The sequence below is a fragment of the Actinomadura livida genome, assembly GCF_014648675.1.
GTDB classification, from domain to species: domain Bacteria; phylum Actinomycetota; class Actinomycetes; order Streptosporangiales; family Streptosporangiaceae; genus Spirillospora; species Spirillospora livida.
In genome coordinates, this window is sequence record NZ_BMRO01000015.1 from 124,255 (window position 1) to 136,451 (window position 12,197).

Genomic DNA, 12,197 nt, shown 5'->3' on the forward strand with positions numbered 1-12,197 from the left:
ACCGGGCAAGGTTGTCGTCGCCCCGCACTGAACCGCTTTGTCGCATGGGACGGCTACAGTCTCGGCCGTCTTGGACGTGCCGACGGCGGGAGTGCTGTGGTCGAGATTTCCGATGCGGTTCTGGATGAGCTGGCCGGGCCGGTCGCCGCGGCGATTCCCCTGGTCATCGCCCGCGTTCCGCAGGCGCCGGCGGCTGAGCTCGGTCGGTTGCGTGCCACAGCCGACGGCACGTGGCCCGTCCGCGGATCGGGCGTCCGGCACCGGGCCGCGGCAGGGTTCCATTTCGGCGGAGGGCCCGTGGCCGACGATTCGCCGGTGCGGGAGGCGCTCGCCTCGCTTCCGTCGTTGCTGGTCGAACGCCTGCTCGGCGCGCTGGAACTGACCGTGCCGGAGCTGGACCTGGCCGGTGTTCCGGATTTGACCGGTTTCCTGGGCGAGCCGTTCACCGGCGGTTTCGGCGTGGCGATCATGGACGGGGTGAGCGAGGCGATCAGCGGGGCGGCCATGCTGGACCGCATCCGGCCTGGCGCGGTGCCGCTGGTCGCCGCGCTGGCCGGCCGGCTGGCGGCCCACCCGCGCGTGGCCCCGCTGCTCGCGGTCGATCCCGAGATCACCGACGAGCTCGGGGTGGCCGCGGCGCACGGCGCGGCGCGGCTGGCGCTGGCCGTGTCGACCGCCGCCGCCGTCCTGCGCGGGGTGGACGTCCAGTCCTGGGCGGCCGGCCCACCGGCACTGCTCGGCGTCGCCTTCGGCACCGCGGTTCTGCTGCTCCATGAGACCCCGATGCCGTCCGGCTACGCCACCGCGATACTCGCCAAGGTTCGGGAGGAGTACCTGCTGCCTCTCCGGTCCAGCGGGCAGGTAGCGGTGTCGGGGCACCGGTTCGCGCTGCTGGAGGAGGACGGCCCCGTCCCCGACGCCGACTTCACCGGCAACGGCCTGGTCGCCGTGGTTCCGGGCGGCGCGGTGATCCGCACCGGCACCGAGACCGGCCACGTCCGCATGGTGATGACCGTCCTGGACGGACCGCCGCCGGACGTCGCGACCGGCTGGGAGGAGATCGTCGAGGTCAGCTGGCGGGCGGCCACCGGCGGCGCCTCGGTGGTCGGGGCAGGGGCGGTGGAGTCCCAGCTCCGCAGGTGCACCCCGCCCTGGCCGGGCGACTACCGGTTGCGGGTCCAGGCGCGCGGCCGAGACGACGCCGAAGGAACCGAGTACCACGAGTTGGTGGTGTGGGCGGCGCCCGCCGCGCCCGAGATCGTGCACGCCCGCGCCGACCGGCTCGGCCACCGCCTGCGCGGCGAGCCGGAGCCGGCGCGGCCCGAACCGCCCGAAGCCGGCTACCGGTGGCTGCGGCACAGCACCCTGTCCGAGGCGGCGACGGTCACGGTGGTGACGGGGGCGGAGGTCACGGACGTGCTGCGCGCGTTCAACGCGGACCCGGCCCGTCCCGAGTCGCTGCTGGCGATCGGCGAGGACATGCTGCGCAACCAGTCGATCGATCCCTGGGTTGCGGTGCTCGACCTAGGAGGCGCCGTCCTCGCCGTCGAGTACAACGGCTGGCAGGGCTCCAAGGAGCCCGTGCTGACCAGGGCCTCCGCCGGTGGACGGGCCGCCAGCATGTACTGGAACGTCAACGCGCTGACCCGGCTCTCGTTCGCCGAGCACGGCGAAGTGCTGTGGGCGGAGGAACCGTTCGGCGACCTCGACGCGCCACCGGAGATCGCCCCGGCGCTCGCCGACCTCGACTTCGCCGACCACCACCGCCGCAAGTACATGATGGGCGCGCTCGCGGTGGAGCGCTTCACCGGTCACGGCTTCACCGCCGCCGACCTGGCCCGAATCGAGGCGGCCGACATCGCGTTCCGGATCGTGCCAGACCTGCCCGCGCTGCACCCGTACCACCCGCGGCCGGGCGGCCAACCAGAGGCGCCGACCGGGCTGACCGAACCTGCGCTGCGGGACCTGGCCTGGTGGGCCGCGGCACAGGCGGCGCGTTACGCGGGACTCGCCGAGGACCCCGACATCACCGCGAGCGTCGCCGCCCGCGCCCTGACCCCGCCCGCGCACCTGCGCGCCCGCCGGTCCCAGCTCGGCGACGGTGAACATCGGTGGGTCTGGTTCGCCCTGCACCGCGCGACCAACCCCGACCCGCTCGCCGCGGCCACCGACGCCATCGACGCCGCCCGCTACGCCGCCGGCCCGCACGCGGCGAACCTGATCAGCGGCGTCCAGGCCAGGATCACCGAGCTCGGCACACCATGACGCCCTCCGCGCCGCCGAACCGACGGGCCACCCGGGGGTCCACTCCCCCCGCCCGCCGACCAAGGGTCCGGATCATCGAGGCGGCCCGGGCCATGGAATCACTCGCCGACGATGCTCAGCGCATCGAGCCGGTCGCCGGTGCGGTACTGCTTGGGGGAGAGGCCGCGGGTGCGTTTGAAGGCGACGCTCAGGGCGAAGGCGTTGGCGTAGCCGACTCGGTGGGCGATCGTCTCGATGGTGAGGTCGGACGTCCGGAGCAGGTCGGCGGCGAGCGCCATCCGCCAGTGGGTCAGGTAGGCGATGGGGGGCTCGCCGACCAGTGCGGTGAAGCGGCGTGCGAGGGCGGCCCGTGAGCAGCCGACCTTCGCGGCGAGTTCGGCGACGCTCCAGGGGTGGGCCGGGTCGTCGTGCATCAGGCGCAGCGCGGGGCCGGCCTGCGGGTCGCTCTGCGCGCGGTACCAGCCGGGGGCCTGCGCGTCCGGGCGGGCGAACCAGGCGCTCAACGTGGTGACGAGTGCGATGTCGAGCAGCCGTGCGAGCACGATGTCCTGCGCCGGGCCGTCGCGGCCCACCTCCTGCGCCAGCAAGGTCATCACCGGGTTCTGGGCCTCGGCGGCAGGTACCAGCACGATGTCGGGCAAGGCGTTGAGGAGCCGGTCGGTGACGTCGCTGCCGATCTGATACGTGCCGCTGGCGACGATCGCGGAGCCGTCGCGGGTGAATCCGCTGGTCCGCGGCCCGAGCCGCACGGCTTCGGTGATGTCGGTGCCGTCCACGCTGGTCAGGCGGTTGTCGTGGTGGACGATGACGTCGGGGACGGTGGCCGGATCGTCACTGACGTTGTAGGGGTGCGGGCCCTTGATGATGGCCACGTCCCCGGTGTGCATCAGCGTCGGTTCACCGTGGTCCGGCACGATCCAGGCGTGCCCGCGCAACGTGGTGGCCAGGGCTAGGGCGGCACCGTCGGCGATGCGCAGAGCCCACGGCGGGTTCAGGATCGCCTGGCAGAAGGCTGCCGTCCGCGCGCGGACGCCCTCCAGGAGGTCGCTCAAGGGGTCCACGGCCTCATCGTAGACGCACAGACATGGAAGCGCGCTTTTCAAATATGTATCGCCTCACCCGGTGCCGCTTGGCTGAAGAGAGGAAGAGCAACCGAGCACGGGAGGACACCATGTACACCATCACCGGAGTCACCGGGCATGTCGGATCGGTCACCGCCCAGGAACTGCTCGATCAAGGCGCGCCGGTACGGGCCGTGGTCCGGGACGCGGCCAAAGCGTCGGCCTGGGAGCAGCGGGGAGCGCAGGCCGTGGTCGCCGACTTCGGCGACCGAGCGGCACTGGCCGAGGCGCTGCGGGGCAGTGCCGGGGCGTTCGTCATGCTGCCCACCGTCCCGGCCGCCGGAGACGCCGGGCACCGGGGGCTGGCCGATTCGATCGCCGGCGCGGTCGGCGACAGCGGTGTCGGCCATGCGGTCGTGCTGTCCTCGATCGGCGCCGACCTGGCCGAGGGCACCGGGCCGGTCCGCTGGCTGCACCATCTCGAGGACCGGCTGCGCCGGACCGGCGTGCGGCTGACCGCGCTCCGTCCCCCGCACTTCCAGGAGAAGGTCGAGACGGTGCTCCCGGCCGCGCTGGACGGCGGGATCTACCCCGTCTTCGGCGAGGACGCCGACGTCCGCACCCCGATGATCGCCACCCGCGACATCGGGAAGGCCGCCGCCGCGGCACTCCTGGCGCCGCCGCCGGCCAGCGAGACCGTCGACCTGCTGCCCCCCGAGTACACCGAACGGGAGGTCGCCGAGCGGCTGGCGGCCGTGCTCGGCAAGCCGCTCCAGGTGGTCACCATCCCCCAGGCCGGCTGGCTCGACGCGATGCTCCAAGCCGGAGTCCCCGCGTCGTTCGCGGACGAACTCGCGGCGCTGTACGCCGCGGAACAGCGCGGCCTGTTCCACCCCCGCGGAGACCGCCGGCTGGCGGTGAGCACGGAGATCGACGAGACGCTGCGCCACGTCGTCGGGGCCGTCACCGGAACGCCCGCGGCATGAGTCCGCCGGCCCCCGCCCCCGGTTCCGGAGCCGGCGGCGAGTCCACGATCGTGATGACGGGCGGAACATCCGGGTTCGGGGCGATCACAGCCGAGCGGCTGACCCGCAACGGCGACACCCGCCTGATCCTGGGGGCTCGCCGGGCGGCACCGTCCGGCGAGCCGATCCCGCTCGACCTGACGTCCCTCGACTCGGTACGCGCGTTCGCGGCAGCGGTCCGGGAACGACTCGGCGGCGCCGGCATCGACGCGCTCGTGCTCAACGCCGGCGTCATCCACCCGGACGTCACCGGCCGGACCGCCGACGGCTTCGAGACGACGTTCGCCGTCAACCACCTCGGGCACTACCTGCTGCTGCGCCTGCTGTCACCCGCCCTCGCGGACCGCGCGACCGTCGTCCTGACGACCAGCGGCACGCACGATCCCGCCACCGGAGCCGGGCTCGCCACCCCTCGCCACGCCGACGCCGAGCTGCTGGCGCACCCCGACCGGGACCCCGACCTGGACCCCCGGGCGCGCACGGCGGGCCAGCACGCCTACACCGCGTCGAAGCTGTGCTCCGTCCTCACCGCACGGGCACTGGCCGGACACCCCGACACCGGGCGCCCGGGCCTCACCGTGATCGCCTACGACCCCGGCCAGGTGTTCGGCACGGGACTGGCGGACCACCTGCCGCTGCCCATGCGGACGGCCTGGTCGCTGCTGGGCACCCCGGTCCTGGGAGCGCCGCTGCGCAGGCTGAGCCCCACGCTCAACAGCCAAGTCGCCGCGGGTGAAGCCCTTACCGACCTGACCCTCGGCCGATGCACGCCGCCCCCGCGGGGAGAGTCGTACGCCGCCCTGAGACGGGGTCGGCTCACCTGGACCGCGCCCTCGACCCTCGCGCGCAGCGACGAACTGGCCCGCGCGCTGTGGGACGACAGCGCCCGGCTCGTCGGCTGCTCGATCGAGGGTTGACATTGTCGCAAGCTTTGACTCATCTTATTAAGACAAAGCTTGCGACATTCGGAGGTGGCGGGATGCACGAGGCGGACCGCGCGGAGGCCGGGCGGTGGCTGGCCCGGCACGGCCTGGCCGAGACCGAGCCGTCCCCCCTGCTCGCGGCGCGGCTGGCGGTGCGGCGGCGGGCCAAGCTCTTCGACAGCCTCCTGCTGGCCGGATTCCTGCTCGGCGCGGCCCTCACGCACGTGCTGGCACTGGGCGCCGGCGCCACGTCCTCATGGCCGCCGCTGCTGGTGCTGGCGGCGCTGGTCGCCGGGCTCCTGGGGGCGCAGTGGCTACTCGCCGCGTGGGTGCGGCGGGCCGACCAGCGGGCCGGCGCGCGGCTGCCCAGACGGGTGGCCCTGCCGGTCCGGCTCGGCTGGCAGGCGGTACTGGGCAGGCCCTACGCCCTGTTCACGGCCGCCACCTTCGCCGCCGCGATGCTGCTGGCGGTGAGCGTCCTGCCGGTCTCGGACCCCGGCCTGCGGTACGGGGCGACCGTCGTGCTGATCGGCCTGGCGGGCGCCGGTACCGGCATCGTCCTGCAAGTGCGCCAGGTGCTGGCGAGCCCGGCCGTGGCGGAGGACGAGGCGTCGCTCACGGCCGATGTCATCATGCGGGTCGAGGACGCCCGCGCCCTCGTCACACCGTCGCTGGTGTGGTCGCTGCCCGCCATCTTCCTGTACGGGGAGTCGCTGGGCTGGTGGAACGCGGCCTCGGTGGCGCTCGTGGTGGCGGGCGTCATCGCGCTCTCGCTGGTCCATCACCGCGCCGCCGGTGTCGCGACGGCGGCGCGGCGGGCCATGGCCACCCGATGATCGTCATCGACGCCGCCTCGCCGACGCCGCCCTACGAGCAGCTCCGGGCCCAGCTCGCCAGGCAGATCCAGGACCGCACGCTGGCCGTCGGCACGAGACTGCCGCCGATCCGCCGCCTCGCCGCCGACCTCGGCCTCGCCGTGAACACCGTCGGCCGGGCCTACCGGGAACTGGAGGTGGCCGGACTGATCGAGACCCGCGGGCGGGCCGGCTCCTTCGTCTCCGCCGCCGGCGAGCACGCCCGCGAGCAGGCCCACCGCGCCGCCCGCGACTACGCGGCGGTCATCGCCGGCGTGGGCCTCGACCCCGCCGAGGCGATCCGTATCGTCGAGGCGGCACTGGGCCAGGCTTCAAGGCCATGAGCCGTCGCGTCCAGCGGCGTCACGGTACGTCGTGGAGGTCGAGCCGGTACCAGTTGTCGGACGTGATGATGTGCAGGTCGGGACCGCGTCCGATGGCGCGCGCGTCCTCGGGAAGGCTTCGCCCGTTGGGGAGTACGAGCCGGTACTGGCCGGTGCGCCGCATCCGGGAGTCGGCCAGCCGTCCGGTGACCAGGCGGTTGCCGTCGGAGCCGTATCCGCCGTACAGCGCGATGCGTGAGCCGTCGGTGATGAGCGCGCTTGCGGCGGTGCCGTCACCGTGCCAGCCGGTGAGGGCCCCTTCGCGGACGCGGACGACGGGGAAATCGGAGTAGTAGCACGTCCAGGCGGTCTCGGCGTCGACGTTGAGCGCGTAGCAGTCGTCGATCACACCCCACGGGTTGTCGCTGGAGGGGAAGCGCCAGTCGGCCTCCAGGTCGGGGGAGAAGCGTGCGAGCCCGCAGGCGCCGATCGGCTCCGGGCTGCCGCGGTGGCCCCAGCCGAAGTTGCCGTAGACGCCCTCGTCGAAGTAGCCGACCCAGACGTGGCCGGTGCCGGTGGTGAAGACGTGCTCGATGCCGTCGCCGAGCGTCTCGGCGGCCAGCGCGGCACCGTCGGCGGAGTAGACGATCGCGTTGCGGTCGGGGCCGTCCGGGTGCCAGCGGGCCCTGGTGCCCACGGCCAGGATCCGGCCGTCCGGCAGCGGCTGGACGGCCGGGTACGCGAGCGGGAAGTCGTGGATCGTCGTCACGCCGGACAGCTCTGGCGAGTGCACCGTCACCCGGGCGGTCACCGGGCGGGTGGCGCGAGGATTCGGGAAGACGGCCCCGCTCGCCTGCGTCTTCGCCGTTACGGCCCCCTCATCGGCGGCGGCCGTCCACAGCGCGATGACCTCGCCGCCGGGACCGACCGAGGCGCTCACCCGCGCATCTCCGCGCTGGGCCGCCTCGATGCGTGCGTGGTGGCGTACGGGCAGGGGCGTCCCCCGCCCCGTGGACCACCGCTTGCGCTTGATCTTCACCCCATTACTCCACCACCGCGATCCGGATGATGCCACCGATTTCAGGCGCCGCGCTCGGGGTGGGGGTCAACAATCTTGCGGGTCTTCGTCACGGGCGCCGGCGGCGGTGTGGGCAGCTTCGCCGTCCAGCTCGCCAAGACCTACGACGCCGAGGTCACCGGCGTGTGCCGCACCGCGAAGACCGACCTGGTCCGCTCCCTCGGCGCCGACCACGTCATCGACCGCACCCGGGAGGACTTCACCACCGGCACCGGCCGGTACGACCTTATCCTCGACACCGCCGGGAACCGCCCCCTGAAACGGCTGCGCCGCGCCCTCACACCTCGCGGCACGCTCGTCATCGTCGGCGGCCCCGGGGAGGGGCGCGTACTCCAAGGCTTCGACCGCACGATCAGGGCGGTGCTGCTGTCACCCTTCGTCCGCCATCGCCTGACCGGCCTCATCTCCACCGAGTCCGCCGACGACCTGCGCACCTTGACCGACCTCATCGACTCCGGCGCCGTCGCCCCGGCCCTCGACCGCACCTACCCCATGGCCGAGACCCCCGACGCCCTCAACGCTCTGAGAGCCGGCCACCCCACCGGCAAATTGGCCATAACCATCTCAGCGTGAGGGGTCACGCGTTACCAGGCTCCTGTGCGGCCGGGGCTGTTCCCGCGATGATGGGGACGGAGCGAAAGCCCTTGGCGACGAGCCAGATGCCCAGTGACGCCTCCCAGACGATTTCCGGCGCCGTGAACAGGAAATTCACTGGGGACTGCTGCTCGTAGGCGCCGCAAAGGACAGCGGTCGCGGTGGCGCAGGCGATGGGCCCTCCGATGAGCCCGATGAGCGCCATGGGGCGTGGCACCAGACCCGACCGGTACATCAGGTAGCCCAGCAGCAGCCCGTTGCCGAAGCCCGCGCAGAACGCCGGACCGAGCAGGAACGTCTGGTCCCGCAACGCCACGAGCGACTGCCCGATCAGGGCGGCGTCGGCTCCGCCGCCCGCCAGGTCCTGCCGCAACGACACGACGGCGAGCACGCTGACGATCCCGACCACGATGACGGTCGATTCGACGATCCGCAGGCCGACGTAGCCGAGGGCGATGCTTTCGCTCTGCCGCTTCAGGACGGGGAACAGCACGACCGCGGTGGCGATGTTCGCGACGGCGGTCAGGATCTCAAGGAGGGCTCCGATACGCACCTGCGTGTCCGCGCCCGCGCCCAGGATGTAGTCCGCGTCATTGAGGACCGGGTCGTACAGCAACACCGCCGGGATCGAGAAGACGAAGGTGAGGATGAACCAGACACCGGCGATCCTCGCGGTCCGCTGAACGGCGTCCACCGGTCTTTCCGGCACCCGGGCTTCGATCGTGTCCACGCGACTCTCCAAGGCTTCGATCCGCCCCGCCCGACTGCCGGGACAGTCGTAGATAATCACGCGGAAAAGGGCCCTGTCCCCACCCGCCGATGGCCAGATCAAGCCTCGCCGGTAGCCACGGGACCAACCACGCGCAGGTACGAGCCGGCGCCGCATCTCGCCGATGGTCAGGACATAGGTGACGAGTTCACCCCCCGGAGCCAGCCAGCGCTGCGGAATGCGTCCCGGCCCGACGCCGCCGGGGGTCCCGGTGCGGGCCCCGCGAGTTGCGTCCTGCACTCGGACAGGTCCTGCCCGGCCGTCAGCCCGGCGACGTGGTCCCGGACTCCGCCTCGCCGACGTGCCGCCTTCTGAATGTCCTCAGAAGGTCTTTCGGGAGTCGGCGTCCTGCTGGTCATGGAGCTTCTGGGAGTAGGCGGTGGTCGCGGCCATCGGCAGTGAGAAGCCCTTGATCGCAGGCAGCAGTTTCGTCCCCGGTGGGAGCCCGCCGCCCCAACCCGAACACCACAGGGACAGCGCCTTGTCGATGTCGAGGAGGTCGTCGTAGCCCGTCTGCGGGGCACTGATGAGCGTCATTTCCGAGGGCAGAGACATCCCGCAGTACTTGGCCCACAGGTCGCGGCGCAGGTTGCGGACGACGCCGGTGCCGGTGGCGTCCAGGATCGCCACGGACAGTTCAGTGTCGGTGTAGAGACTGCGACGCATCGCGTTGGCCGATCCCACGATGCAGAAGACGTCATCGATGATCGTCACCTTGCAGTGCACGGTGGTGTCGGTCCAGCCATAGAACTCCAGGCCGTCCAGGCCACTGGAACTGCCCAGGAGAAGCGGCGGCACGTGCGGGATCAGGTAGTTGTTGACCGCTTCGGCCAGATCCCCGCTCGGCGGATCGGCGGGATCGCCGCCGTGCAGCAGGATCACCTTGAGATCCGGCTTGGCCAGCAGCCGGGCGTTGATCCAGCCCATGATCTCCTGGCTGCTGAAGGCCTGGTCCGCGATGAAGATGTACTTCTCCGCCCGGCTGATCGCCTTCTCCAGTGCGACCTTGAATTCGAAGATGCCCTCGGGCGCGAAACTGATCGGCGCCTTCTTGAAGCCGGCACCCGCGGTGATGAGGGCCCGTATCGCTGAATTCTTCTCGTACAGCCACTCGGGACCGGACGCGGAGAACCGCATCTGCGGGACGGTCCGGAGCACCTGGACATACGATCCGTGCCCATCACCCCGCGGCGGCTCCGGCGGGTCGGGGATCTCCACAGCCGTCTTGAGCCGCGATTCGATCGCCAGCCCGTCGATCACAAAGCTCTCGGCCGGACGCTTGAGGTTCTCTTCCCACAATTGCTGGAAGAACCGATGGATCGCGGCCGCGGAGGGCCCCGTGACCCGCACCGCGAGATCGTGCCAGGACAGGTCCATCCGGTTAATCACCGGGTCTATGCCGCCCGTGAAGGCGCGAGTGGACTTGTGATCCCCGGCCACCACCAGCTTGCAGTGCGTCGCACCCATCGGGTGCGCGGCCAGGTTGACCATCACATTGCCGGCCCCTTTCTCCCCGAACCGGCTGCGCATCTCCGCGACGCTGAGCAGCGTCTGCACGTTCAGCAAGCGGATACCGCCAAGCTGAGGAATCGGGAACCTGGCCGCGAACGGCGATACCCAGGCGAGGATCCGTACGTCGGCACCGGAGTGGTACAGATCCTCCAGTCGCCTGGCCAGCAACTTGCCGCTCGGAAGCGTCAGCGCGGGAAAGTCCCGGCCGATCTTCGCCGCCTTGGTCAGGTCCTTCAGGAAGGGGAAGTTCTGGACCAGGGTGGTGCCGAACTCCCCGAGCGGCTGGACCTCGGTATCGGCCGAGAGCTTGGCCAGGCCGAGCCACCAAGCGGACAAGTACAGGTACCGGCCCTTCGCCTTGGACGTGAGCAGGGCCTCGATCTCGGCGTCCAGCGCATTGAAGTACGCCGTCCCGTTGATGTAGTAGTCGACGGCGTTACCGGAAAGATCGCTGACGAACGCCTGCTGCGGCGCGCGCTCGCCATCGCTCCATTTAACCCGGTCCGTCTCGCGGGCCAGATATTTGCCGACCAGAGCCTGCGCCTTCGTAGTGGGATCCATCCCCGTGCCCCCTTCTCCCGGCCTTCTGTCAAGGACCGGCCTTGACGGTAAGGCCGCAATACACCCATCCGCCATGGACGACGAGGTAACACTTAACGCCGAGCACTGACCGATTCTGGACAGCCAACTGACACGCCGAATCCACCAGAATGCGCTATGCATGCTGAGTGCGGTGCATATCGGATAATTTGGGCGGCGTAGAACGGGCACTCGCCCCCGTACGTGCGCGAGATGGTCACATCACCCGCTACGAAAGGGATCAATTGACCGCAAGACCACCCGCCCACCGCGATCTCCGCTTGCGCGACACTCGGGCCAAACGTGGATGCCGCGCCGCCAGGGAAGTCACCCGCCGCGAACGCGGCCGTGTTTCGCCTGGGTCACCCCTCCTAGGAGGACGTCCCGTCCGCACCGTCGAGGCCGAGTGCCGCTCGCAGCCAGGCGACCCCGGCATGGAGGACGGGCGGCACAGTGATCAGCACGACCACCGCCTCAACGAGGCTCGTCCGGGCGGTCTCCGTGACCACCCAGCCGACCAGGAACACGAGCGGCGTCCACGTGCGCAGATCGGTCCGCAGGAGCCAGCGGCTAGGTGGCGATGGCCGCCTCGTCGCGATCCAGCTCGATCATGCCCTCGACCATGGCGGCGATCTCGTCGCCGAACTGCTCGCGTAGGCGTCCGGTGTCCTCGGTGATGTCGTGTAACAGCGCGGCGCGGACGACCACGTCGTCCAGACCCGAGCCGGCGGCGATCTGCGCGACCGCGACCGGATGGGTGATGTAGGGATCGCCGCTCTTCCGGCACCGGCCCGCGTAGCAGCGGTCGGCGAACTCGTACGCGCGCCGGATCCTGTCACTTCGATTACTGGCAGCTCGGCGAGCAACGACTCCAGGGTGGCGCTCATGAGGTCGCCGTCCGAAGCTTGACGCCCGGCCCACGCGATCGCCGCGCCCGCTCAAGCGCAACGCGCGCCCGCACAGCACCCTCGTCGGTGAGCGTGTAGTAGTAACGGGCGCGCCGCCCCTCGGCCAGGTGCTCGGCCGGAGACTCCTTATGCCCCTCGACCCGGCCAAAGCGCTCCAGCCGGGCCAGAATCGGATAGATGGTGCCACTGGGCTGCCCGGTCTCCGCACACAACTCAAGCCTGACGCGGGGCCGGACTGGCCGGCCTACGTCTGGTCCTCCTCCCAACCCGCCTCGAAAGGCCCATGAAGCCGGACGACCTTCGCCG

The 12,197-nt window shown here is 71.2% G+C and carries 13 protein-coding genes; 6 read left to right on the forward strand and 7 right to left on the reverse strand.

Features of this window, described 5'->3' with window-relative positions:
* Positions 1-297 precede the first annotated feature (297 nt).
* Positions 298-2,265 carry a DUF6461 domain-containing protein gene (locus IEZ03_RS30370; RefSeq protein WP_184879640.1) on the forward strand — a complete coding sequence of 656 codons (1,968 nt, stop codon included), beginning with the start codon at positions 298-300 and terminating at the stop codon, positions 2,263-2,265.
* Positions 2,266-2,363: 98 nt separating this feature from the next.
* On the opposite strand, the gene IEZ03_RS30375 is transcribed toward IEZ03_RS30370, so the two are convergent.
* A complete protein-coding gene (locus tag IEZ03_RS30375; protein WP_184879643.1) occupies positions 2,364-3,326 on the reverse strand; it encodes an AraC family transcriptional regulator in 963 nt (320 codons plus the stop codon).
* 110 nt (positions 3,327-3,436) lie between these two features.
* On the opposite strand from IEZ03_RS30375, the gene IEZ03_RS30380 reads away from it, so the two are divergent.
* The 4 genes from IEZ03_RS30380 to IEZ03_RS30395 all read left to right on the forward strand — a co-directional run bounded on the left by IEZ03_RS30380 (position 3,437) and on the right by IEZ03_RS30395 (position 6,472).
* Positions 3,437-4,312: an NmrA family NAD(P)-binding protein gene (locus IEZ03_RS30380; protein ID WP_184879646.1), complete on the forward strand. Its 876-nt coding sequence runs from the start codon at positions 3,437-3,439 to the stop codon at positions 4,310-4,312.
* Complete coding sequence (locus IEZ03_RS30385) at positions 4,309-5,268, forward strand: SDR family NAD(P)-dependent oxidoreductase (RefSeq protein ID WP_184879649.1); 960 nt, start codon at positions 4,309-4,311, stop codon at positions 5,266-5,268. Before IEZ03_RS30380 ends, IEZ03_RS30385 begins: the two co-directional genes overlap by 4 nt.
* A 62-nt stretch (positions 5,269-5,330) precedes the next feature.
* Positions 5,331-6,110, forward strand: a complete 780-nt coding sequence (locus IEZ03_RS30390) for a hypothetical protein (protein ID WP_184879651.1) — start codon at positions 5,331-5,333, stop codon at positions 6,108-6,110.
* The gene (locus tag IEZ03_RS30395) at positions 6,107-6,472 is read left to right on the forward strand and encodes a GntR family transcriptional regulator (protein WP_184879654.1); all 366 of its coding nucleotides are present in this window, start codon (positions 6,107-6,109) and stop codon (positions 6,470-6,472) included. The genes IEZ03_RS30390 and IEZ03_RS30395 overlap by 4 nt, the downstream gene beginning before the upstream one ends.
* A 19-nt stretch (positions 6,473-6,491) precedes the next feature.
* On the opposite strand, the gene IEZ03_RS30400 is transcribed toward IEZ03_RS30395, so the two are convergent.
* Positions 6,492-7,490 carry a YxiH-YxzG fusion protein gene (locus tag IEZ03_RS30400; RefSeq protein ID WP_184879656.1) on the reverse strand — a complete coding sequence of 333 codons (999 nt, stop codon included), beginning with the start codon at positions 7,488-7,490 and terminating at the stop codon, positions 6,492-6,494.
* Between the two features lie 75 nt (positions 7,491-7,565).
* Here IEZ03_RS30400 and IEZ03_RS30405 point away from each other — a divergent pair, with 75 nt between their 5' ends.
* The gene (locus IEZ03_RS30405; protein WP_221480532.1) at positions 7,566-8,102 is read left to right on the forward strand and encodes an NAD(P)-dependent alcohol dehydrogenase; all 537 of its coding nucleotides are present in this window, start codon (positions 7,566-7,568) and stop codon (positions 8,100-8,102) included.
* Positions 8,103-8,106: 4 nt separating this feature from the next.
* Here IEZ03_RS30405 and IEZ03_RS30410 read toward each other — a convergent pair whose 3' ends face one another.
* From IEZ03_RS30410 to IEZ03_RS38915, 5 genes are all read right to left on the reverse strand, one after another.
* The gene (locus tag IEZ03_RS30410) at positions 8,107-8,853 is read right to left on the reverse strand and encodes a DUF4386 domain-containing protein (RefSeq protein WP_221480533.1); all 747 of its coding nucleotides are present in this window, start codon (positions 8,851-8,853) and stop codon (positions 8,107-8,109) included.
* A 360-nt stretch (positions 8,854-9,213) separates the two neighbouring features.
* The gene (locus IEZ03_RS30415; RefSeq protein WP_184879658.1) at positions 9,214-10,965 is read right to left on the reverse strand and encodes a phospholipase D family protein; all 1,752 of its coding nucleotides are present in this window, start codon (positions 10,963-10,965) and stop codon (positions 9,214-9,216) included.
* 389 nt (positions 10,966-11,354) lie between these two features.
* Entirely contained in the window at positions 11,355-11,510 is a 156-nt protein-coding gene (locus IEZ03_RS30420; RefSeq protein WP_184879660.1) for a hypothetical protein, read from the reverse strand.
* Between the two features lie 43 nt (positions 11,511-11,553).
* Positions 11,554-11,904 (reverse strand): HD domain-containing protein, encoded by a 351-nt coding sequence (locus IEZ03_RS30425; RefSeq protein ID WP_221480534.1) that lies wholly within the window; start codon positions 11,902-11,904, stop codon positions 11,554-11,556.
* The gene (locus tag IEZ03_RS38915) at positions 11,867-12,157 is read right to left on the reverse strand and encodes a PadR family transcriptional regulator (RefSeq protein ID WP_373293702.1); all 291 of its coding nucleotides are present in this window, start codon (positions 12,155-12,157) and stop codon (positions 11,867-11,869) included. The genes IEZ03_RS30425 and IEZ03_RS38915 overlap by 38 nt, the downstream gene beginning before the upstream one ends.
* Positions 12,158-12,197 lie beyond the last annotated feature (40 nt).